General features: G+C 51.3%; 18 protein-coding genes. 1 reads left to right on the top strand and 17 read right to left on the bottom strand.

Annotated features, from left to right (window positions below; all coding sequences use genetic code 11):
• Positions 1 to 11 precede the first annotated feature (11 nt).
• The 17 genes from QMN23_RS10440 to rnr all read right to left on the bottom strand — a co-directional run bounded on the left by QMN23_RS10440 (position 12) and on the right by rnr (position 20,190).
• The gene (locus tag QMN23_RS10440; RefSeq protein WP_281999255.1) at positions 12 to 866 is read right to left on the bottom strand and encodes a hypothetical protein; all 855 of its coding nucleotides are present in this window, start codon (positions 864 to 866) and stop codon (positions 12 to 14) included.
• Positions 866 to 1,657 (bottom strand): ABC transporter permease, encoded by a 792-nt coding sequence (locus QMN23_RS10435; protein ID WP_281999254.1) that lies wholly within the window; start codon positions 1,655 to 1,657, stop codon positions 866 to 868. Before QMN23_RS10435 ends, QMN23_RS10440 begins: the two co-directional genes overlap by 1 nt.
• A 30-nt stretch (positions 1,658 to 1,687) precedes the next feature.
• Positions 1,688 to 3,247, bottom strand: a complete 1,560-nt coding sequence (locus tag QMN23_RS10430) for a tetratricopeptide repeat protein (protein WP_281999253.1) — start codon at positions 3,245 to 3,247, stop codon at positions 1,688 to 1,690.
• 180 nt (positions 3,248 to 3,427) lie between these two features.
• Positions 3,428 to 3,805: a hypothetical protein gene (locus QMN23_RS10425; RefSeq protein ID WP_281999252.1), complete on the bottom strand. Its 378-nt coding sequence runs from the start codon at positions 3,803 to 3,805 to the stop codon at positions 3,428 to 3,430.
• 24 nt (positions 3,806 to 3,829) lie between these two features.
• Positions 3,830 to 4,045 carry a type IV pilin protein gene (locus QMN23_RS10420; protein ID WP_281999251.1) on the bottom strand — a complete coding sequence of 72 codons (216 nt, stop codon included), beginning with the start codon at positions 4,043 to 4,045 and terminating at the stop codon, positions 3,830 to 3,832.
• Positions 4,046 to 4,272: 227 nt separating this feature from the next.
• Positions 4,273 to 5,652: a sigma-54-dependent transcriptional regulator gene (locus QMN23_RS10415; protein WP_281999250.1), complete on the bottom strand. Its 1,380-nt coding sequence runs from the start codon at positions 5,650 to 5,652 to the stop codon at positions 4,273 to 4,275.
• 1 nt (position 5,653) lies between these two features.
• Positions 5,654 to 7,327: a two-component system sensor histidine kinase NtrB gene (locus QMN23_RS10410; RefSeq protein ID WP_281999249.1), complete on the bottom strand. Its 1,674-nt coding sequence runs from the start codon at positions 7,325 to 7,327 to the stop codon at positions 5,654 to 5,656.
• Positions 7,328 to 7,332: 5 nt separating this feature from the next.
• A complete protein-coding gene (locus QMN23_RS10405; RefSeq protein WP_281999248.1) occupies positions 7,333 to 8,547 on the bottom strand; it encodes a type II secretion system F family protein in 1,215 nt (404 codons plus the stop codon).
• A gap of 66 nt (positions 8,548 to 8,613) precedes the next feature.
• Positions 8,614 to 9,708: a type IV pilus twitching motility protein PilT gene (locus QMN23_RS10400; protein ID WP_281999247.1), complete on the bottom strand. Its 1,095-nt coding sequence runs from the start codon at positions 9,706 to 9,708 to the stop codon at positions 8,614 to 8,616.
• Between the two features lie 14 nt (positions 9,709 to 9,722).
• The gene (gene pilB, locus QMN23_RS10395; RefSeq protein ID WP_281999246.1) at positions 9,723 to 11,429 is read right to left on the bottom strand and encodes a type IV-A pilus assembly ATPase PilB; all 1,707 of its coding nucleotides are present in this window, start codon (positions 11,427 to 11,429) and stop codon (positions 9,723 to 9,725) included.
• Between the two features lie 60 nt (positions 11,430 to 11,489).
• Positions 11,490 to 12,353: a shikimate dehydrogenase gene (locus tag QMN23_RS10390; protein ID WP_282003854.1), complete on the bottom strand. Its 864-nt coding sequence runs from the start codon at positions 12,351 to 12,353 to the stop codon at positions 11,490 to 11,492.
• On the bottom strand, positions 12,353 to 14,227 hold the full coding sequence (locus QMN23_RS10385; RefSeq protein ID WP_281999245.1) for a glycosyltransferase family 117 protein: 1,875 nt from the start codon (positions 14,225 to 14,227) through the stop codon (positions 12,353 to 12,355). The genes QMN23_RS10390 and QMN23_RS10385 overlap by 1 nt, the downstream gene beginning before the upstream one ends.
• Entirely contained in the window at positions 14,224 to 14,982 is a 759-nt protein-coding gene (locus tag QMN23_RS10380) for a class I SAM-dependent methyltransferase (RefSeq protein WP_281999244.1), read from the bottom strand. Before QMN23_RS10380 ends, QMN23_RS10385 begins: the two co-directional genes overlap by 4 nt.
• 15 nt (positions 14,983 to 14,997) lie before the next feature.
• Positions 14,998 to 16,008: a lysylphosphatidylglycerol synthase transmembrane domain-containing protein gene (locus tag QMN23_RS10375; RefSeq protein ID WP_281999243.1), complete on the bottom strand. Its 1,011-nt coding sequence runs from the start codon at positions 16,006 to 16,008 to the stop codon at positions 14,998 to 15,000.
• Positions 16,005 to 16,973: a bifunctional riboflavin kinase/FAD synthetase gene (locus tag QMN23_RS10370; protein WP_281999242.1), complete on the bottom strand. Its 969-nt coding sequence runs from the start codon at positions 16,971 to 16,973 to the stop codon at positions 16,005 to 16,007. The genes QMN23_RS10375 and QMN23_RS10370 overlap by 4 nt, the downstream gene beginning before the upstream one ends.
• A 9-nt stretch (positions 16,974 to 16,982) precedes the next feature.
• Positions 16,983 to 17,837 (bottom strand): twin-arginine translocase subunit TatC, encoded by an 855-nt coding sequence (gene tatC, locus QMN23_RS10365; protein WP_281999241.1) that lies wholly within the window; start codon positions 17,835 to 17,837, stop codon positions 16,983 to 16,985.
• Between the two features lie 73 nt (positions 17,838 to 17,910).
• Positions 17,911 to 20,190, bottom strand: coding sequence for a ribonuclease R (gene rnr / locus QMN23_RS10360; protein ID WP_281999240.1), 2,280 nt, complete (start codon positions 20,188 to 20,190; stop codon positions 17,911 to 17,913).
• A 225-nt stretch (positions 20,191 to 20,415) separates the two neighbouring features.
• On the opposite strand from rnr, the gene QMN23_RS10355 reads away from it, so the two are divergent.
• Complete coding sequence (locus tag QMN23_RS10355) at positions 20,416 to 22,632, top strand: transglycosylase SLT domain-containing protein (protein ID WP_281999239.1); 2,217 nt, start codon at positions 20,416 to 20,418, stop codon at positions 22,630 to 22,632.
• The last annotated feature ends 73 nt before the right edge of the window (positions 22,633 to 22,705 follow it).

Here is a 22,705-nt window from a genome sequence, read left to right as displayed (position 1 = left end):
AAGTCCCTTTCTCAATGGTTCATGACTCCGGCAAAAGCAAACTTACTAGTGGTATTAACAGATCCATCTGGCTCCAGATAGAATTTCCCCCCGTATGGATCAACAGGGATTTCCTTTAGATACCCTGCTAAAACCAGGTCCTGGATTGCACTCGGGCGCTGACCATGATCAGCGATAAATCTGCCTTGGGCTTTCTCAATCAAAAGAGCCCGTTTAAACGCAATGATACGTAAGTGGAATGATTCTCTAATGGATTTGTCTCTAGCACCTTTTTCCATAGTGCTGAGGTAGGCAATTGCCATTGCCGTTTGCCCACCTTGCTGCAAATAGCGTCCTGCCAGCTTCTTGAATAACGGCTCTCCAGACAACTCGCCGGCACGCATATACATTTTTGCCGCATTAGGATAATCATGGAGGAAATAGGCATAGTTGAACCCTGCGAAAAAGGGCAGATACCAATCCCAAGTACGATATTTCATGCCATATTGTAATAAAGTATTAGCTACCTGATACTGTTTGACATCCCATACCAGTATCGCTTGTGCAAAGTAATAACCATCTAGATTGTACGGATCAAGATGCAAGGCTGAGTGGATAGTACGGGACATGGCTTTGTAGTCAATAGTGGCTTTTACTTCTATATCTTTGCTGCTTACCTGACCACCAAAATACATTAATACCTTTAGAATCAACGATGCACCAACGGCCTGCTTCTGATCTGCAGATAAAAACTTGAGGGCATCATTGGCAGGGAGATATCCCATTTTTTCCACAAATGGACGTTCTTTCATATAGTGAGTGAAAGGAATGATGATGATACTGTAGAGCAATATCAAAACAAAGAGAATGCTTATCTTTGTTTTCATCAGTTCATTTCCTTACGGCAGAATATGATAGATGCGCAAACAAGAATAATGGCAGTGTAAACAATAAAGTACGCAGTTACGTACCAGAGGCTCTGAAAATTAGGTTGCACTCCATAAATAGCGTAGGTTTTAAGGTTGAATGAGCTGAAATTAGGAAGGAAATAATATAATACAGTAGCAGCCCCCTTAATTATCGAGGGGAGTTGGCTCCCACCACCCGCCGTGATGTATTCATAGACCTGTTGACTGGCGTTACCTGCGAAATAGACTGCCAGGGTACCAAAAACGGGAAGGAATAAAGATGTGCTAACTGTCGAAAAAAGAAATGCAAATGATATCAGTATAAGCGACTTCATCGCATCGAAAAGTATGCATAAAACAATAAAGCTCCATGAAACCGGCCGGTCCGGGGGATACATCCCAGACGAAACATTAATTACAATAACTGCTGCCAAGGTAAGTATACCTGATACGATAAAAACAAAAAGGCTTACGGTTAGATACTTACCCAAAAGATAAGCAGCTCTACCAATAGGAAGGCTTAAAACACTGAAAGTATATCGACGTTCCATATCTTTCCAGAGTAAGGTGCTCCCAAGAAGCGTTGCTAATACAAGCAATATCAACGATATAAAAGACAGAGAAAGAGTTGTTGATAGCTCAACAACCTGACGCATGGATAAGGAACTAATTGATGGGATGAGAATGAAAAATAACGATAGAGCCCCTACGCCATGTAGAACTCGATCTCTGACAATGCCCTTGAACGTGACCAACATGAGCCGAAACATTTGTTAACTCCATTCATTACTAGATGCATATCATTTATCATTTATTTTACTGATGAGCTTAATCGCAAAGGGTCTGAACATTGAATTACCTGGATTTAGCAAAAACCTATTTAAATAACGCAAAGCATCCGTATTATCACCAGCAAGCATGGCAATTTTGCCTGCATTGTAGAGGCCATCAGAATACGTCGGATCTTTCTCGTACGCTTTAAGATAATACTGAACCACTTTCCTATAAATGCTCTTAGTTGATTCAGTATCACTACCATAATACATAAGCACCTGTGTTAACGAATTATAGATACTTGTTGAACGGGGAGCAGGTGCAAGAAATGCTGCACGTGCCATCGCATATTCATACGATGGCATCTCTTGTCTCGCTAGATAAATAGAAGCGAGGTCTTGCCAGATAAATTCACGTTCGTAGCCCATCGACAAAGTTTTTTTAAACAGCCTTTCCGCCTCATCATACCGCTTTTCCGACAGGAACTCAATTGCGAGGCCAGAATAGCTCCGAGGGAATTCTGGCGATTTTTTTATCACATCAATCCAAAATGCTTTGGAATCAGCCCAAAGATTAACTCGTTGCATAGTTGGAATTGCAAGCAACATAATCAATAAACAAGATAAAATAAAAGACGTTCGAGGCAAACGACCAACAATTAATCCAATTAGAAGTGCCATTCCCACCATAGGGAGGTAAAGATAACGTTCGGCAAAGGACGTCCATGGTAATCCGCCTTGATAAGCAAGGACTGGCGGTATAAGTGAAAAGACCACGATAAGTATTGGCAAACGATATATATCATATCGTTTAAATAAAAAGGCAAATAGTAGTAACACAACAATGCCAATAAATAGGCATAAAGGTTTGTCAATACTGTTAATAGCAAAGTTCAATGGGAATGGAAATAAAAGTTTTTTCAGATAGAAACCATAAACTGCAAAATCATCAAAAACAGTTGCACTAAATGTTGCGGGCGCAGTGATAACCTTAGTTATTCCACTATCAACTTTTGTGGTAAATCCGGTCCTGAAAAATAAATACACTACCGTTGTTACCCATGCAGTCATTAAAAGTATAAATGTACGTTTACTTTTGTTTGATAAATCAACCAACACATACACGCTAAGAATCAAAACAAATCCTGCAGAAGCTTCTTTTGATAGTAACGAGCAGAATAACATTATAAAAAGTGAGATTGCCGATTTTAAAACCGAAACACGCTTATCAATAGCAACAATCATAGCTAATAGAAAAAAGAAACAACAGAGCAGGTCGAAACGGCCTGAAATCCAGACAACTGCTTCAGTATTCAACGGATTAAGAGCAAAGAAAACAGCAGCAACAAGAGCGCAATATCTATTTGGCTCCTTGCTTCTGGTAAGTAGGTCGGCAAGAATGTATACTAAGATGCTATTAGCAAGGTGAATCGCGAGGTTTACCAGATGGAACCCTTGCGGATTGTCCCCAAAAAGTTTCAAATCTAGGTCATATGACAAAAAAACGAGAGGCCGAAAATAATCCCCTCCGCCACCCCCAAACTGCTTCCAAATATTGTAATCTGAACTCTGGAGAAGTCCTACCATATATCGATCATCTAGGCTTAGAAACCCAACATGAACAACATTTAGGTAAGCTAATATGACAGCTGCAACAACTATCAAGAAGTGATAAATATTAGCGTTACGCATACTGTTTAGTAACTTAACAACAAAGGGGCATGTAGATGCCCCTTTGTTGCTGAGATTGTATTAAGTTTGCCAGAATTACTTTGAAGACCAACCGCCAGCGTTAGCATAATCTGTATCGGTAGTTTTTGTAGGATCAGTCATTGCAACACCACTTTCAGCAAGAGTCTTTCCTTTCCAATCATCGTTTTCCTGGTAATAGATATTTGAAGTATTATTAGAAGATGAAAAAACAGTATTACCTGAAATGTTTTTAGTATTCGCGATGTAATTGGTGTTTATTGTTCCAGCAGCGTTTGTAGTCCCATTAGTAGTATAGTAAGAGACTTCAACATTGGATGATGGTTTAAGAGTAAAAGCTTTCCCACTCATTGTAGCTGTAGGAATCTTGCCTGCTGCAAAAGCAATACCTTCAAGAGCTATAATTGCACCTATAACTAGTACAGTCTTTTTCATGGTATCCCCTCTTTCCTTTGTCAATTAACCTTCCGGCGGATAAGATTGATCGTCAGCGAAAGCAGACTCAAGCGCAGTTTTCAGATTTCGCAGATCACTGCCCGCAGCGCTATTATACGCTTTAACGCGGTAAGCCGAGAACTGCGGGATAGCGATGGCCGCCAGGATACCGATGATCGCCACGACGATCAACAGTTCGATGAGGGTGAAACCTTTGCTGTTTCTAAGCTTGCGCAACATAATTTACTCCTTTCATTGTTTCTTTGGTGACGGTGCTGAATTGTGGATAGTTGGCCAACTAATCCTCTGAATCTCAAGCCGTTGCCTTTTCATAAGCAAGAGGTGGACCAATTATAATCGCATTCTGGTTTTAACTAGTTACAAGAGAATGTGGATTATAGCCTTGATATACAATAGATCACAAGGCGGTAATTCGTCACACCTACTTGACACTTTTTGTCACCAGATCACTCGTCATCCATGCCGAATTTAGCCAGCCGGTAACGGAACGAACGGAACGTCAACCGCAGAAATTCGGCCGCCTTCTTTTTTACTCCGCCATTCATTTCAAGTGCCTGAAGAAGAATTCGTTTTTCGATCGCATTCAGGTAAGCTTCAATATCAAGTCCGTCAGCGGGAATTTCGTGCGCTCCGCATATTTCGCGGACAATTTCGGTACAATCCCGTTTGATCTGAAATGGCAGCACGTCTTCGGTAATCTCCCGGCTGCCTAATACAACGCACCGTTCCACCAGGTTTTCCAGTTCCCTGACGTTGCCGGGGAAACGATAGGACATGAGCAGTTTTAAGGCACTGGCCGTGATAATCTGGCCGTCATGGGGAGGCGAGACGAATTTTTTGTAAAAATGTTCCACTAAGGCGGGGATGTCTTCACTTCGCTCGCGCAGCGGCGGCATCTGGACCTGGACAACATTAAGCCGGTAAAAAAGATCCTCGCGGAAAGTCCCTTCTTTCACCTGCTCCTCGAGGTTCCGATTGGAAGCGGCGACAATCCTTACGTCGGCCCGTCTGGCATCGGTCCCCCCTACCCGTCTGAATTCACGTTCCTGCAGGACGCGGAGCAATTTGGACTGGAGTTGCAGCGGGACCTCGCCGATCTCGTCGAGAAACAACGTCCCGCCCTCCGCCTGCTCGAACAGGCCGGGGCGATCATTAATGGCACCGGTAAACGCTCCCCGCTTGTGACCAAACAATTCGCTTTCCATCAGGCTTTCGGGGATGGCCCCACAGTTGACGGCAACAAACGGCTTATCCTTTCGTTGACTGTTATAGTGAATGGCGCGAGCGACCAGTTCCTTGCCGGTGCCGCTTTCGCCAAGGATCAGAACATTGGCCATGCTTGGCGCCACTTTCTCGATCAGCGAATAGATGTCCCGCATCGCCTTGCTCTTGCCGATCAGGCCACTAAAGCTGTAACGTTCCTGGACTTCCTGGCGGAGGCGCTTGTTTTCCCGCTTAAGGTCGCGCTTTTCAAGGGCGTTACGAACCAGCACCTTGATCTCCTCAACCTTGAATGGCTTGGCGATGTAATCATAGGCGCCCAGTTTCATCGCTTCAACCGCCTGTTCCGCCGTGGAAAAAGCGGTCATCATCAAGACGGCAGTATCGGGAGAATCTTTTTTAATCTCTTCGAGTAGGGCAATGCCGTCAAGACCGGGCATTTTGACATCGGAAAAAACAAGATCGTAATTCTGACTGGCAAGAAGGGCCAAAGCCGCTTCGGCGCTTTCCGCCTGATCGACCAGATACCCCTCTCGTTCAAGGAGAATGGCCAGGAACTGGCGCATACTTAACTCATCGTCAACCACAAGTACTCTTATATCCATGTTACATTACCTCGCGAACCGGCGGCAGGCCGATAGCCTGGTGCTCGGGCAAAAATATGATAAACGATGTTCCCTTCCCCAGAGAACTTTCCACAGTAATCCGCCCACAATGTGCTTCGATGATCCGATAGACCGTAGCGAGTCCCAATCCGGTGCCACCGCCTTTGGTTGAAAAAAATGGCTCAAAGACCTGGGCGACATTTTCCGGGCTCATCCCGCTGCCATTATCGGTTACCGCCACCTTGACCGTGCGGCTGACGCTTTCCCCCGATCGTAATTCCTCCATACGTGTCGCATCAATAATGACCCGCCCGCCGGCCGGCATTGCTTCTGCAGCATTGACCAGCAGGTTCCAGAATACCTGGCGGATCTGATCAGGGTCAACCTCGACCACTAGATCGTTATCGATCTCATTCTCGACCCTAACGGAAGCAAAACGTGAATCCGTGCCGACCAGCGCCTGAATCTCACCGATCAACAAGGCGAGATTGATCTGGCGCAGATTCGGCCGGGTCGGCCGGGCATAACCGAGAAAATCCCTGATCAGCAAATTCAACCGGTCGGTTTCCCGCAAGATGATATCGAAAAGTTTTTTATCATTTTCCTCGATTGCCGTTCCGTTGGCGATCAGTTGTACCGCACCGCTGATTGAAGCGAGAGGATTTCTGATTTCATGGGCAATGCGGGCGGCCAGCTCACCGACTGCCGCCAAACGATCCGCCTTTTTCAGGCTTTCTTCCATCCGCTTATAATGGGTCAGGTCCTGGAAGTTGATCATTGCCCCAATCTTCGTACCCTCTCCATCAGTTAAGATCACACTGTTAAATCCGAGGACCAACTGTTTGCCGCTCTTGGTTATGTATTCGAATTCCCCCCGTTTGATGCTGAGCACATCCGCGGAAAACACTCTGAAGCCCGGGAAGATATCATACAAGTTGCGGTTATAGGCCTCCTCCTGGCTAATTCCAGTCATCATCTCCGCATACCCGTTGAATACACGAATTTGCCCGCGGTTGTTCGTTGTCAGGAGCCCGCTATTGAGATTGGTGACGATCGTGCTGTTGAGCCGTTCAAGCTCTTGGTAATTAACGGCCCGCTTTTCCAGTTCAGTTTCGCTTTGTCGGGCTCGTTCCGCCAGTGAGCCACTGAGAAAGGCAGTCAGATAGAACGCCACAATATTCATGAAGATCGTGTAGAAAATATAGTTTGTCCCAAAATATTGCGCGACTAACGGGGTCAAACCAAGAAAAACGAGTTTCCCATAGAATTGCAGATCAATGATCGCGCCATAGATGATGGCGCAAAGAGAGGCGGTATAAAATGCATCGCGGCGGCCAAGCAAAAAACTTGAACTGGTAATAGCCAGCAGGTAGAGAAAGGAAAAGGGGCTATTGATCCCGCCGGAGTAGACAATCAGTATGGTAATAAAAAAGATGTCCCAGGCTACTTGCAGATAGGTCAGCGTGCGGCTGATTCGGGCTGAGACTTTGAGAAACAGCAGGGAAATAACGGAAAATATGTAGGTAGCAGCAATCAGGTGCGTGATACTGTTGAGCGACCGAGTACTCAGAATGTCGGTACCCTTGACCCTCAGGACAATGGTGGAAATGAGAAATAACGATACCACCACTATCCTGGCGAGGATGAACCAGACGAGCCGCCGCGAGAACACCATTCCTCTCAGCCAACAGTACTGGCAAGTTTGAAGATCGGCAGGTACATGGCGATAACCAGCCCACCGACAGCCGTCCCGAGAAAAACCATCAAAAGCGGTTCCATCATAGCGGTCATGGCACTCACCGCATCATCGACTTCGTCATCGTAGAAATCGGCGATCTTCGAGAGCATTGCATCCATGGCGCCAGTCGCTTCGCCGACGGAAATCATCTGCACGACCATCGGTGGAAACACTCCACACTCCTGAAGCGGTTCCGCCATCGTCTTGCCTTCGGAGATTGCTTGCCGAACTTTGAAGATCGCTTCCTCGACAACTGTATTACCAGCAGTTTTGGCAACGATTTCCAGACCGTCCATGATCGGTACTCCACTGCTGATCATCGTGCCGAGCGTCCGGGTGAACTTGGCGACAGCGACCTTGCGAATCAACGGTCCGGCAATGGGGGCCTTGAGTGCCATCTTGTCGATAAGCTTTTTGCCTTTCGGGGTCGAATAGTATTTCTTTACACCAAAAATAGACGCGAAAATCAGGCCGACAATCAACAGGATGTATTTGACGACGAAGTTACTAAGAGCTATGACAAACTTGGTCGGGCCTGGTAAATCACCACCAAAATCGGCAAACATTTTCGCGAACGTCGGGATGACAAAGACAAGAATAACGCCGACAACGATTACGGCAATCGACATAATGGTTGTCGGATAAACCATCGCCCCCTTGATCTGCTTCTTCAGTTTCATCGCTTTTTCAATGTAGGCTGCCAGCCGGTTCAAAATAGTATCGAGAATACCGCCTACTTCACCGGCAGCGACCAGGTTGACATAGAGGCGATCAAAAACTTTCGGATGTTTGGCCAGGGCATCGGCAAAGGTCGATCCGCCTTCGACCGTTTCCTTCACTTTCAGGAGAACCTCTTTCAAGGTCTTGTTTTCCTGCTGGCTGGAAAGAATATCGAGACACTGAACGAGCGGGAGACCGGAGTCGATCATGGTGGCAAACTGGCGGGTGAAGACGACGATGTCCTTGGCCTGGACCTTGGGTGCAAACCCCGGCAGTTTAATCTCCATGCTGAGGCCCTTCCCCTCCTCCTTTACGGAGATAGCGGAAAACCCGTAGCGTTTGAGCTGATTCTCCACCAGCCCGGCATTGGCCGCTTCCATCACACCTTTTTGCACAGAGCCGGTTCTGCTTTTAGCTTCCCAACTAAATTTTGCCATCACGGTCCTCCTGAACGGATCAGGGCTATTCGTCGTCTATCCACACTATTCCAAGAGTGGAACTACTTATCTCATCGGTGGCCGTTGCTGCGGCCGGACGCCGCTGGAAAGCATCTGTTTCAGTTCATCGGGGTCCGGTGAGCGGCCCATGGCCACGTCCAGGGCGATCAGACGTTTCTGAAGCAGCGAGTAAAGCGACTGATTCATCGTCTGCATGCCGAATTTTTCCTGACCAACCTGCATTTGCGAGTACATCTGGTGAATCTTGTCCTCGCGGATGAGGTTGCGGATCGCCGGATTCGGTACCATGACTTCAAGAGCCAGCACTCGTCCCTTGCCGGAAGCCTTCGGTAACAGCGTCTGTGACATCACCCCTTCCAGCACGAACGAAAGCTGAGCACGGACCTGCGGTTGTTGATAGGACGGGAATACGTCGACAATCCTGTTGATCGTCTGCACAGCCGAGTTCGTATGGAGGGTCGCCAGGCAGAGATGGCCGGTTTCGGCGAGGGTCAGTGCTGCTTCAATCGTCTCGAGGTCGCGAAGCTCGCCTACCAGGACCACATCCGGGTCCTGGCGAAGGATGTATTTGAGCGCATTTTTGAAGCTTTTGGTGTCGGCACCGACTTCCCGCTGGTTGACGACACAATTCTTGTGGGGATGCAGATATTCGATCGGGTCTTCAACGGTGACGATATGTTCATGCCGGTCGGTATTGATCTTATCGATAATGGCCGCCAGAGTCGTCGATTTCCCGCTGCCGGTCGGCCCGGTAACGAGAATCAGCCCGCGGGGTTTCTCCGCCAGATCTCTGACTACTGGCGGCAAGCCAAGCTCTTCAAATGTGAGGATCTTGTAGGGAATAACCCGGAAAACCCCGGCGACGGCCCCCCGCTGGACGAAGATATTACCCCGGAAGCGGGAGAGGCCTTTGATGCCGAACGATAGATCGAGTTCGTTATTTTCCTCAAATTTGTGCTTCTGTTGCTCAGTAAGGATACTGTAACAGAGTTGCTTGGTCTCTATTGCGTTGAGAGGTGGCATATCAAGGGGAATCAACTCACCATCGATACGAATCTGCGGCGGAGTATTGGTTGTCACGTGGAGATCGGATCCCCCGCGATTGACCAGCTCAGTCAACAGTTGATGAATATTGGCCATGGTCTGTTTCTCCCCTAGTCATCCGCTACGGTAACCCGTAGCACTTCTTCGAAGGAGGTCACTCCCTCCTTCAGTTTAGTGAGCCCCGATTGCCGCATCGTTTTAATGCCGAGCCGCATCGATTCGCGTTTGATTTCAGCAGTGTTCGCGCCGTTGAGAATCAGTTCACGAATTTCTTCAAGCATCGGCATGACCTGGTAAAAGCCGACCCGCCCTTTATAACCGGTTCCGTTGCACTTCGAACAACCCGTCCCTTTATAGCAGACAAAATGGGGAGCCTCTTCCGGGGGCACCCCGGCATCGATCAGCGCCTGAACGGGGATTTCCTCAACTTCCTTGCACTCGGAGCAGACTCGCCGTGCCAGACGCTGGGCGGTAATCAAGTTAACGGCCGAAGCGACAAGAAACGGTTCGATTCCCATGTTCAGCAACCGGTTGATTGTTGCCGGGGCATCGTTGGTATGGAGGGTTGACAAGACCAGATGGCCGGTGAGTGCCGCCTTGATGGCAATTTCCGCCGTCTCGAAATCGCGAATCTCACCGATCATGATGATGTCTGGGTCCTGACGAAGAAACGAACGGAGGGCGGCGGCAAAATTCAAACCGATATCTTCGTGCATCTGGACCTGGTTGATCCCGGCAAAGTTGAACTCGACCGGATCTTCGGCGGTAGAGATGTTTTCGGTGGTCTTGTTCAGTTCCGACAGTGCCGAATAGAGCGAAACCGTCTTGCCGCTCCCGGTCGGGCCGGTCACGAGGACCATCCCGAACGGTTTGTGAATGGCCTCCTTGAAGTGAGTCAAAGCATCGGGTTCATAGCCGAGCTTCGTCATATCGAGTTGCAGGTTCGACTTGTCGAGAAGCCGCAAAACCACCTTTTCGCCAAAAAGCGTCGGGAGTACGGAAACCCGGTAGTCCATATCCTGACCACCGCCGAGCTTGATCTTGATCCGCCCGTCCTGGGGAAGACGGCGCTCGGCAATGTCGAGCTCTGCCATGATCTTTAGCCGGGAGGTAATGGCATTCTTCAATTTCAACGGCGGTTTCATCACTTCGTAGAGGACGCCGTCGATTCGATAACGCACGCGGAAGCTTCGTTCATAGGGCTCGATATGGATATCGCTAGCCTTTTTCTTGATGGCGTCAGTGAGAATCAGGTTTACCAGTTTGACCACCGGAGCATCTTCGGTAGCCCGCTCCAGGGAGGAGACATCAACATCCTCTTCCTCGCCGACGACTTCCAGGTCCTCCATCTGCAGGTCGCCCATGACATCGGCCAGCGATGCGGACTGATCGTAATACTTGTCGATCGCGGCCTTGATTGCCGTCTCCGACGCTACAACGACCTCGACGTTGTAGCCGGTCATGAACTTGATGTCGTCAATAGCAAATATATTGGAAGGGTCCGCCATCGCGATAATCAGGGTCGAACCGGCCCTATTCACCGGAACAATCTGATATTTTTGCGCGACATCGGCAGGAATAGCTTTGATGACGGAAGGATCAGCTTCGAATTCAGCGAGATTGATGGAAGGAACACCGTACTGCTTTGAAAGGAACGAGGTCAGGTCAGGTTCGGCAATCAGACCGTTCTTGATCAGGATTGACCCAAGCCGCGGCTGCCCTCCCGTTGCTTTCTGCTCTTCCAGCGCCTTAGCAAGTTGCTCTTTGGTGATAAGATTATTTCGAACTAGGAGTTCTCCCAGTCTGCTTGCCTGCATAAACACTCCATTGTCGATTTAGCAGAAATTCTAAAACGATAAAAACGGCAATGTCAACGTCTACTTACAAGACATGGCCGACTCAATTGCCGTTTTCATGACACCTTGCGGAGCCTCTTCCCCTGTCCAGAGAGCAAAGGCCAGCTCGCCTTGGGCAACCAGCATCCCGAGGCCGTTGGCACGCCGCAGGCCTTGACGTGCCGCCTCAAGTAACAGAGGTGTTTCCGGAGGGGTATACACCATGTCGTAAACACAGCCATGGCGGTTCATGGCCGTTAAGTTGAAGTCAGGAAACCTGCTGCCACCCATTCCAACGGATGTTGTGTTTACCAGGATGTCAATTTTTTGTAATACAGGACTAAGGCTGGCAACATCCTGGGGGATGGCAGCAAGTTGTGTGCCGCTAAATCGAGTGCTGAAGGTGCCGATAAGCCGACGCCCGCTTTCAAGACTTCGGTTCGCAACGATGATTTCCCGGGCACCTGCCTGGCAAAGGCCAACCAGTGCCGCACGGGCTGCACCGCCAGCCCCGAGAACGAGTACCCGGCTGCCCGCCGGATCGCTCCCAAAATCTGCTCGCAACGACTTGATAAAACCGCTGCAGTCAGTATTGTAACCGACCAGTTCATCGCCTTCCCTCTTCACAGTATTGACCGCACCAATCAGTTCCGCTTCTGGGGAAAGGCGCGTCAATAACGGTACAATAGCGCTTTTATGGGGAATCGTTACATTAAAACCATCGACCCCCAGTGCTTTCAGGCCGATAACGGCAGCGGCAAGCCCCTCAGGGGGAACAGCAAAGGGGACATAGACGTAATCGAGGCCAAGGACTGCCAAGGCTGCGTTCTGCATAATCGGCGACATCGAATGACCAACGGGCCAACCGAGTATCCCCAAAACGCGGGTTGTGCCAAAAATTGTCATCATTGCCCGGCTCCGTACGCGTTGAGTAACCCTTCAACCTGGAAGCGAAGGTCAGGAGAAATTACCGCTGCCGCTCGGAGCTGTTCGATCCCCTCTGTACGCATCCCCAGCCGCAAGAGCAATTCTCCAGCCTCCATTCGACTGCTCGCATAGATTAGAATCGCCTTCCCCGTATCGAGGTCACGAAAGCCCATCTGGCTCAGATAACCACGCGGGCTGTACAGATCCCAGACCGCCACGTCTGGCGCATAAACGCGTCCGGCCCCCCCTTTGATCAATCGATAACAGATTCCCTGTTGCTGCAGTCCATATTCGGGAAATGGCAACGAATAGCGAGTCGAGAAATCGATAAAGACTGGTCGGCGTTCAATCTGTTCCGCAACGGCGATTTTCAGGGCATCCTCAGCAGAGTTGAGCGCACCGGGGAGCGATCTGAGCATACTGTAACGGAAGAGCTCGGGGAACGAGTCCAGGTACCAGGTAAACACCAAGTGGGGAGTATGAAGGAGATCAAGATCAGTTCTCATCCGCTCCACCCCCTGTAGATACCAAAGCGGAAAAGCCCCACTGTCGCCCCATGTGAAGAGCACCGCTCCCTGTGGGAGGGAGCGGAAGGTATTCGTTGCATAGTCGAAGGCAACATAATTCTCGTGCTGGTCGTTTTCGTAATAATTGATGGCGCAAATTGTTACAGGCAATATCAGGAGAAACAGCGCCACCAGCAGCATTACAGGCAAGCTCTTCAGCTGGTTTGCACGGAGAGTTGCCAGCCCATGCCGCAACAGAAACCAGAAGCCGAGTCCGATGAAGACCGCCGTCAGCAGGTAGAGAGGCGTAAAAAACTCTTCCGTAAGAAAAATCAGCTCCGCTTGCGCATTGAAATAGCCGACTATCACTAAAAGAGAACAGATGACCCCAATTACGTATGCAATCACGAGATCCTTATTTTTACCCAGCGATGTCAATAAACCGACAGCCAGTAAAAAAACACCTATCCAAGTGAATTCATGGGGGATATTGAATGCCGAGAGTTGTTGCCACAACAGGTGCAGATCGCGGTCTGGCGGTTCGCTGGGGTATCCTTTGCGGAGGATGTTCCAGAGAAACTGTTCGAGAGTTTTGGAATCTCCCCAGTTCAAGAGCGGGTTTTGGGTAGCCCTGATTGGCATATGCAACTGAATGGAGAACCCGAGGATGGCGAAAGCAACGGCAAGTAGCAGTTCCTTGACCCGCGCGACCAAGCGCCAGTTTTTGGCAAGAATCAACCAGGCAAATGAGGGGATGAGCAAGACAATAGTCTGGTGGGCGCCGGTAGCCAGACCACAGATGAAGCAGCCGAGGTAAATGTAGCGGGGCGCCTCAGTGCCTTGATCGTAAAGGTCGCGCCAGCGGAAAAGAAGGTAAAATACTATCGCGACAAGAAAGGAAACGAGAGGATACGGTTTGTCATGATTGGATTGCAGCCAGAGCCGGGCTGAATAGGCAAAAACGAGTGCCGCGGCCAAAGCACAGCCATGGACAAAGATGGGGACCGTTTCTCGTTGCCTGAACCGATTGTCGGCAGCAATAAGATAACAGACCAACAAATAAACCCCATAGCAGGCAATGGAAGCGGAAACTGCCGTAGCAATATTCACCCTGAAGGCAATGTTGCCAAATGGAAGCCAAGTAAACGGTTTAGCGTAATTGATAAAGAACGGATAGCCTGGCGAATGGGCAGTCCCTAACGAATCAATTGCCGTGATGAATTCACCGCTGTCAAAAAACGTCACCGAGGGGGCAAGTGTCAATATATAGACAGCAAAAGGGATACTAATCGACAAAACAGCTAATGGATCGATACGTCTAAAGAATGCCGCAATACTCGCTCTCATGATCTGGTTGCCTCTGGCACAGATTTCGGTCGGGCAACGGCAAGATAGCCATTGCCGAGATCGCTCGCGTAGAAGAGCCGCTGCAAGCCGTAAAACGGGGCCATGGTTATGTTGTTGAAACACAACGCAAAAACAGTTTTCAAGCGGGGCAGGAGTCGCATGCCGCTGCTCGATTTCGTCCGTTCTGCGAGGTCGACAGATTCCAGGGACTGCCGTTTGACCGCCCGGTCGTAAAATGGTTTCATCACGTTGTAGATTGGCACTCCGTACGAGTGAATGAAAAGCGGTTCAAAGCCGGCCTGCTCTATCTTCCGGCGCAGATCGTCCCGCTCATACCTCCTGATGTGGCCGCACAGATCGTCATTGGCTCCCCATTTGGCCATATGTGCCGGAACCGTGATGATCAGATAGCCATTGTCGATCAGACATCGGCGCAGCTCGCGCAGAAAACCGAGATCGTCGGGGCAGTGCTCCATAACTTCGGAGGCAATGACAACCTCATAGCGCTGTTTGACCTCGGTAATGTCCAGTTGCTCAACCGCAATTGCCTGGTTGTCAACTTGCTGGCGGGCAGCAGCTACTGCCTCTTTAGCCACATCGATCCCTAATCCGCTAAAACCGCGGCTTGCAAGTACGGACAGCAAATCTCCCATGCCGCAACCGACTTCAAGAACCGACCGATAGGGGACGGTAGCCAGGGCATCAAGGATTGCCTGGCGTTTTACCAGATAGCTCGGGGTCGGATACCACTCCATGTCAGCCTTCGAAACTCATTTGCCAGCTCTTTTACCAAGGGCGCCAAGCGAGAGGTTTGCCTTCCAAAGGCTGAAAAGCCCGGCAATGATTACCGGGAAGAAGTTGATGCCATGAATGACGATGGCAATGCTCAATGCTTCCTCACGAGAAACACCAAAGGCCAGCAAACCATACACACAAGCCGCATGGTAGGTCCCGACGAAGCCGGGCGAGGCCGGAATCATTACGGCAAAAACCAGTAACACCAGAATAAAGGCGGAAACCGGCAACGGTAAAGCCAGGCCGAAAGCTCGGCAGGCCAGATCAATTGGCAAGATGGCCAGCCCCCAGATGACCAGCGAGGAGATCACGATTCCCCACCGTTCGGCACCGACCGGGGAAATTCTTACCCCTGCGAGGAACGAACCGATCAGCGGTATCACCTTGCTGCTCAAGCGTGCGGGAAAGGGACGCAACAGGCGCTCGAGGAAACGTAACGTTTTAAGGGTGTTTTTCTTGAGCAGGACAAGGAAGATGATCACCGTCACATACAGAGCTAGAGTCGCATAACCACCGATGAACAAACCTTCCTGTACCGACTGGTGGCCGGCCGGGAGATGAAGAGTGAAAACCGTTACCAACAGCAAGAGCAAAACGGTGAAACCGTCGGCAAGGCGATCGAGAACGAGGGTCGCGAAAACTGAACTTGATTCCAGCCGTTCGCGGTCAGCCAGGGCATACGCCCTGACGAATTCACCAAGCCGAGCCGGGAGAAGGTTGTTGGCCATGTAGCCGATGAGTGTTGCCGAATAGAGATTGGCAAGAGACGACTTTTTCAGGGGGGCCAACAGGTAGCGCCAGCGGATCGCTCTGAAAAAATAACCGAGAAAAGTTATGGCTACTGCCGGGATCAGGTACCAGCCGTTAACACCACCCAGGGCATGAAGCACGTCCGTGCCGTTTACCGAACGGACGAGTAACAGCAGGCAACCGGCACTGATGCCGATCCCCAACCAGAGACGCCGGTCAAACAGCACTGCCGTCACGGGCGATCCCCATCCAGGTATTCATGGTATTCAATAATCGAAACATTTGCCAGCAACGCCCGGCACCGCTCGATGTCGGCGGCAATGGCGGCCTTGAGTGTAGAGACATCCGGGTATTTTCGTTCGTCTCGAATCCGGTCGACAAAATACAGCCGCAACTCTCGACCGTACAGGTCTTCCGTGAAATTGAAGATAAAGACTTCAATAGTAACGCGCTCATTGCCAAAGGTTGGATTGTTGCCGATATTGCATGCGCCATCGTACTCAGCACCATCGATTTTAACCTTCACGGCATAGACTCCCGGTTTCGGGACGAGCTCCTTCTCAGTGACAATGTTTGCGGTGGGAAAGCCAAGCTCCTTGCCGCGATGCTTGCCATGCTCCACCGTGCCACCGAGAGAAAAATGCCGGCCGATCAGCTTGACAACCTCCCGGACCTGCCCCTCGGCGATCATTTTTCGAACGGCAGTGCTGCTGTAGACGATATTGTCATGGCCGACCTGTTCGAGCACCTCAACCGTGAAACCGAGCTCCTTGCCGAGCCGGTTGAGCAATTCAATGCTTCCCTCGCGATTTTTGCCGAAAGCATAGTCGTAACCGATCACCAGCCTCTTGATGCCGATTTTACCGACCAGGATTTCGCGAACGAAATATTCGGCGCTGAGCGCGGCAAATTCGCGGGTGAACGGAATCGTTAACAGGTAATCAATTCCGGATGTTTCGATAAGCAGTTCTTTTTCCGGATAGGTATTGATGAGGCGCAGTTCGCGTTTGAGCCCGAGAACCTTCAGGGGGTGAGGTATGAAGGTCACGACCATCGATACGCCCCCCAATGTCGCAGCGGCCTGTGTCACCCGGCGGAAGATCTCCCGGTGCCCCAGATGCACGCCATCGAAGTTCCCGATTGTCACCACCGGATGAGGTAGCCGCTCATGAATTTCATCAATGTTCCTGAAAACGATCATGCCCCTGCCCTACTCCGTTTCACCGTCTGCCATGGCTTCTCCCGTCTTTCGTTTACCAAACGCGAGAACCAGCCAGATGCTGATCTCATACATCAGATAGAGTGGCACCATGATCACGAACATGGTGATCAGGTCCGCATGAAATGCTGCCACTACCGCACTGGCAAGCAATGCGTATTTCCGGTTCCGGGCAAGGAACGAATACGTAACAATACCAAAGCGGGACAGAAGAAGCATGAGGATCGGCAGTTCGAAGATTAACCCGAACACCAGGATCAATCGGAGGCAGAAATTCACGTAGGCGCTCAGATTGAACCAGCTGCGCAATCCCTCGGCTTCATATGAAAGAGAGAAATTGATGATGACCGGCCAGATGATGACCAGGAAAAAAAGAGCTCCGACACAGAAGCTGACGGTGCTGACCGTTACAAAAGGGAAAACAAGCCGGCGTTCGCGGCGGGTAAGCCCCGGGGCAATAAAGAGCCAGAGTTGGTAGAAGACCACGGGCAAAGCAAGGATAAAACCAGTAATGATCGAAATCTTGCACTGAACGAAGAACGGCTCGAGCGGCGCACTGTAGTTCAGCATTCGTTCCTGTTTCGGTGCGTTTGCTTGTTTGTCGAGCTCGAAATGTTTGTAGGCGGCCGGAGACCGTTTGGCAATCTCTTGATAAATCTGTTTTTTGATTTCTGTTAGATAGGTCTGCCCGGTAATCGGTTTGGTAATAAACGCAAGCAGGTCGGGCGAAATGTTCCATGAAAGCCCCATGCCAATGACAACTGCCACGACACAGACAATGAGCCGCTTCCGGAGTTCCACCAGGTGCTCGAGGAACGGTTGAACCTTCAAGTTTTCATCGGACATGAATAGCATTCCTATTGGCGGTAAAAATGACGGTTGAAGACTAACATAGCTCAAAGAAGATGCGCAACAGCTTTCACCGCCGCGGTTTTCGCCCTTTTGGCCGCGGCGGACCGCCTGGTTTCTCGCCGTTGGTCTGACGCTTGCGGCGCTCAGCGAACCCCTTCGGCAGCTTGCCACTGATCGGCACCCGCCGGTATGCTTCATCGTCGTTGCCTTCGATTTCACTTTGCGCCACAACCAGGCCACTCAACACGAATTCAACCTGCCGGCGCTCCAGGCTGACTGCCGCGACAACAACCTGCACTTTATCACCGATCCGAAAGACCTTTTTGCTTCGCTGCCCGACGAGGGAGTGTTGCTTTTCGATGTAGCTGTAATAGTCATCCTTAAGAGTTGACACGTGGACCATTCCTTCGACGTAGAGCTCGATCAGCTCAACGAAAAATCCAAAGGAGGACACGCCGGTAATGTAGCCGTCAAAGGTCTCTCCGACCTTGCCACGCATGAACTGGACCTTTTTCAGGGCTACGATCTCCCGTTCCGCCTCCATAGCAACCCGTTCGCGTTTGCTCGTTTGTTCGGCAACGGCGGGCAGTGTCTCCTCCAGACGGGAAATCATCTTTTCGCTCACTCTGCCGGTGAGGACTTCCTTGAGGATACGATGCACCACGAGATCGGGATAGCGCCGGATCGGTGAAGTGAAATGCGTATAACTTCGGGCGGCGAGACCGAAATGCCCTAGATTTTCGTGACTATAGCGCGCCTGCTTCATGCAGCGGAGCAATACCTCATTGATCATCCGCTCCTCGGGTTTGCCCGCCGCATCGTCGAGCAGTTGCTGCAACTCTCTGGGGGCGGCACCATCTTCCGTAATCCGCAGCTGGTAGCCGAAATTGAAGATGAATTCGGCAAAATCGGCGAGTTTCGCCGGATCCGGCGGTTCGTGGACCCGGTACAACGACGGAACGGAGCGCTGTTCGATGTGGGCAGCCACCGCTTCATTGGCTGCCAGCATGAATTCCTCGATCAGCCGATGGGCAAGGTTTCGTTCGGCTTTGACGATAGCCTCGGTATGGCCCTGCAGATCGAGGACAATCTGCGGTTCTGGAAGGTCGAAATCAATGCTTCCCCGCTTGCGCCGCTTTTCCATCAGGCGAAGCGCCAACTCCCTCATTACTTCAAGATCGGCAACAAGGTGACGATGAGCCGTCAACACTGTCTCGTCACGATCAACCAGGATTTGCCGGACGATGGTGTAGGTGAGACGGGCGGCGCTTTTGATGACCGCCGGGTAAAAGGTCGACGCTTTCAGGTCGCCCTCTTGGCCGAACAGCATCTCCGCCGTGAAGGTCAGCCGGTCGACTCCGGGGTTGAGTGAGCAAATCCCGTTCGAGAGTTCTTCGGGGAGCATCGGAATGCACCGGTCGGGGAAATATACCGACGTACCGCGCAGATAGGCTTCACGGTCAAGAGGCGACTCCGGTTTGACGTAATGGGAAACATCGGCAATCGACACCCAAAGTCGGATATCGCCGCCGGCTTCCCGCTTGACGCAAACGGCGTCGTCAAAATCGCGCGCCGTCTCTCCGTCGATCGTCACGGTCAGATGGCCGCGCAGATCGGTTCTGTTGCCAAAATCGGCCTGACGGATCTCCTGGGGGACAGCATGGGCCTCGGCGAGGACTTCGGGCGGGAACGTGAACGGCAACTCGTATTTCGCGATAATGGAACGAACTTCAACTTCCGGGTCGTCAGGCCAGCCGAGAATTTCGGAAATTCGCCCCGCCGCCTGTTGCCGCTCAGTCGGCCACGAAGTCAAATCAGCAACGACAACCTGGCCGTCACGGGCGTCACCCGCTGCTTTCGGCGGGATAACCACCTGCCGGGTAATTCGCAGCTCGTCTGGAACGACAACGCCCATGCCCTTCTCGAGATGGTATCGGCCGACAACCCGTTTGACTCCCCGTTCGATAGTGCGGGTGATCCGGCCTTCTTTTTTCCCCGAACGCTTCAATATCTCAACCCGGGCTTCGACGAGATCGCCGTGCATATTGGCCTGAAGATAACGGGCGGGGATGTAGATATCTTCACCCCCATCATCAGGAATAACAAAACCATATCCTTCCGGATGCGTCGATAGCCGGCCGGTCACGATGTTGCCATCCCCAGGAAGCGCGTAGCCGTTGCCTCTGATCCGGACAAGTTCGCCAGAGGCGACCAACTGCTCGACAAATAGTTTGAAATTTCCGCGTTGTGCCTTATTTATGCCAAAGGCAAGCATCAGGTCTTTAAAATATACAGTCCCACCCTGCTCGCGGATAAATTTGATAACGGTACTTTTTTTCTGTTTCATGAACGATCCTTGGTATTCAAGCGAAATCTGCTTACTATGCCTTTATTGGGTCGGCAAAGTCAATCCGTATACGGCTTGAGGCAGGATAAAAACCTTTTGATTTTTCTCGACCGTTGCGGTTACTATTTCTTGACGACCCCCGGCGGTTCAATTCGATCTACGATTCGCCTTCGGGGGAATTCCCGCAACAGCTGCCATGATTTTCCAATTGAGGTATCCCTTAGGATGTTTTCACGTAGTTTGTTTCTTTTGCTGCTAATCGCTACGCTTCCTATTACCGCTTCGGCACAGGCCGCACCCTCCACCCTCGACGCGCCGCTCCGTGAGGCAGCACAACGGCTGAAGGTAAAGGATTATCGCGGCGCCACCGACCTTGCGCGCACGGCAAAAGATTGTCCCGAGAAAGAGCTGCTGTGCGGTGTGGCAGCCCTCCGGCTGGAACAATGGCCGGAGGCCATCGACCTGCTGGGGCAGGCAGCACGCGACCTCCCTCTCCTCACTGATTATGCCCTGGAATGGCAAGCCGAAGCGTTATTTGCCGCCGCGCGCTACGATGAGGCCCTCGTTGCCGTATCCAAGGTGCTGCAAAATTGGTCCGACGGGCCACTGGCCCGAAAGGCCTACCGCCTTAAACCAGACATTCTCTTCGCCCGCGGCGATTATCGCACAGCATTGGGCGGCTACCTCAAGTTTGTCGAACTCTATCCCTCGGGGAGCGATTCCATCGCCTCGCTGTATCAAATTGCTCTCTGCTACAAGGAGCTGGGTGAACAACGGCAAGCGGTTCAGGAGCTGCGGACCCTGTGGCTGCTCTATCCGGCGTCGCCAGTTGCAGCTCAAGCTGAAGAGATGCTCGACATGTTGGCTAAACAGGGGGTCGCGGCAACTCCCTATACCAGCGATGAACTCTTCAAGAGAGCGTCAACGCTTTACAATCTTGGCCGATACGACAAGGCGGTCGAGGCGCTCAACCGTATCCCACGGCAGGACGGAGCTACAGATTTCAACACCCGCCTTGATCTCAAGACCGGCCAGGCCCAATACCGCGCCCGACGTTTTCGTGACGCCCTCCAGACTTTCGGTTCGCTTCTCGATCGCCAGCTCAAAACCTCCTTCCACGACGAAGCATGTTTCTGGCAGGCGAAAGCCCTCGACCGGACCGGCCAGCAAGACCAGGCCATTATCGTGTATCTCGCACTTGCCGGCTCGACGCCGCCGTCCGAACTTGCCGACGATGCCTTACTTGAGATTGCCTACATTGATAAATTCCGCGGCCGTTATCTTGACGAACTGAAGACTCTTGAGACGATTCTCTCACGTTATCCCACTACTCGGCTCAAGCCTCGCATCCAGTGGGAAGATGCCTGGGCACGATACAACACGAAAGATTACCGAGGGGCAGCAGCATATTTCCAGCTTGTTGCCTCGAGCGCCGAATACCGGGAAAAAGCTCTCTACTGGCAGGGCCGGGCATTAAAGGAAGCCGGAGAAGCCGATTCGGCAGCCCAGTGTTTCACTGCTCTGGCCGAGGAATTCCCGGTTTCATTTTACACATTCCAACTGCGTGCTGCTGGCAACGGCAAAGAAGCCGGGCTGATCGCCGCGCTCCGGGAACCCCTTGCCTCTCTGGCCTTGCCTGGCGGCTACGAGCGCACCAAAGCGCTGATGAATATCGGACTTTGGGACGAAGCTCGTAAAGAACTGGCCTTGGCCGTAAGAAAAAATCCCCGCCACCCAAAAACACTCCAGGGCGTTGCGCGTCTTTACCTGGAAATGGACGATTACGCGGCGGCGGCGGCCCTTTTCCGTTCTGGTCCGCCGCGCAGTTTCGACTCGGATACGCTTCTGACGTGGAATATCCTCTATCCTCGGGCTTTCCACCAAACCGTGGCACAACAGTCCAGTGAACAGGGCGTTCCGGAAGAACTCATCTATGCCATCATCAAAGCAGAAAGCAGCTTTTCGCCCAAAGTGGTATCACCGGCCGGGGCGGTCGGCTTGATGCAGATCATGCCCGCAACGGCAAAAAGCCTGTCTAAAGAACGGGAAAGTGCCGCTGTACGGGCTCGGCTGACGGAACCGCAATTCAATATTCGGCTTGGCGTCAAGCATTTGCTCGACCTGCTGAACCGCTACAACGGCAACGTCGTTTCGGCAATAGCCGCCTATAATGCCGGTGCAACCCCGGTAGACCGTTGGCGAAACAAGCTGACCTATGACCAGGAAGACGAATTCATCGAAAATATCCCCTATTACGAGACCCGCGAATACGTCAAGAAGGTATTGACCGGTGCCCGTCTCTATCGTTTTCTCTATGATGACCTGAGTAAATCCCCCCTTGGCGTGCTAGCTCCTCCAGCCTCATCCCCGCCGCTCCCTGTGCCGGCTGCGGGACCCGGCTCCAGGGAAGAAAAAATTTCCCGGAATAATACCCCACATTGATTGTCTGAATGCCCCCTCTAAGCTCTCCCCGACGGCGCAATCACCGCGTCTCGGTTTCACCCGCCCTGCCGGG

The organism is Geotalea uraniireducens, from assembly GCF_027943965.1.
GTDB lineage: Bacteria > Desulfobacterota > Desulfuromonadia > Geobacterales > Geobacteraceae > Geobacter > Geobacter uraniireducens.
Note: the sequence above shows the minus strand (reverse complement) of the source record. Positions and strands in the feature narration are given on the sequence as shown.

Coding starts and splice junctions, on each gene's coding strand:
- QMN23_RS10425 (WP_281999252.1), bottom strand. CDS start 3,805: ATGAAAAAGACTGTACTAGTTATAGGTGCAATTATAGCTCTTGAAGGT.
- QMN23_RS10420 (WP_281999251.1), bottom strand. CDS start 4,045: ATGTTGCGCAAGCTTAGAAACAGCAAAGGTTTCACCCTCATCGAACTG.
- QMN23_RS10355 (WP_281999239.1), top strand. CDS start 20,416: ATGTTTTCACGTAGTTTGTTTCTTTTGCTGCTAATCGCTACGCTTCCT.
- QMN23_RS10405 (WP_281999248.1), bottom strand. CDS start 8,547: ATGGCAAAATTTAGTTGGGAAGCTAAAAGCAGAACCGGCTCTGTGCAA.
- tatC (WP_281999241.1), bottom strand. CDS start 17,837: ATGTCCGATGAAAACTTGAAGGTTCAACCGTTCCTCGAGCACCTGGTG.
- pilB (WP_281999246.1), bottom strand. CDS start 11,429: ATGCAGGCAAGCAGACTGGGAGAACTCCTAGTTCGAAATAATCTTATC.
- QMN23_RS10380 (WP_281999244.1), bottom strand. CDS start 14,982: ATGGAGTGGTATCCGACCCCGAGCTATCTGGTAAAACGCCAGGCAATC.
- rnr (WP_281999240.1), bottom strand. CDS start 20,190: ATGAAACAGAAAAAAAGTACCGTTATCAAATTTATCCGCGAGCAGGGT.
- QMN23_RS10430 (WP_281999253.1), bottom strand. CDS start 3,247: ATGGTAGGACTTCTCCAGAGTTCAGATTACAATATTTGGAAGCAGTTT.
- QMN23_RS10410 (WP_281999249.1), bottom strand. CDS start 7,327: ATGGTGTTCTCGCGGCGGCTCGTCTGGTTCATCCTCGCCAGGATAGTG.
- QMN23_RS10400 (WP_281999247.1), bottom strand. CDS start 9,708: ATGGCCAATATTCATCAACTGTTGACTGAGCTGGTCAATCGCGGGGGA.
- QMN23_RS10390 (WP_282003854.1), bottom strand. CDS start 12,353: ATGACAATTTTTGGCACAACCCGCGTTTTGGGGATACTCGGTTGGCCC.
- QMN23_RS10415 (WP_281999250.1), bottom strand. CDS start 5,652: ATGGATATAAGAGTACTTGTGGTTGACGATGAGTTAAGTATGCGCCAG.
- QMN23_RS10440 (WP_281999255.1), bottom strand. CDS start 866: ATGAAAACAAAGATAAGCATTCTCTTTGTTTTGATATTGCTCTACAGT.
- QMN23_RS10370 (WP_281999242.1), bottom strand. CDS start 16,973: ATGATCGTTTTCAGGAACATTGATGAAATTCATGAGCGGCTACCTCAT.
- QMN23_RS10385 (WP_281999245.1), bottom strand. CDS start 14,227: ATGAGAGCGAGTATTGCGGCATTCTTTAGACGTATCGATCCATTAGCT.
- QMN23_RS10435 (WP_281999254.1), bottom strand. CDS start 1,657: ATGTTTCGGCTCATGTTGGTCACGTTCAAGGGCATTGTCAGAGATCGA.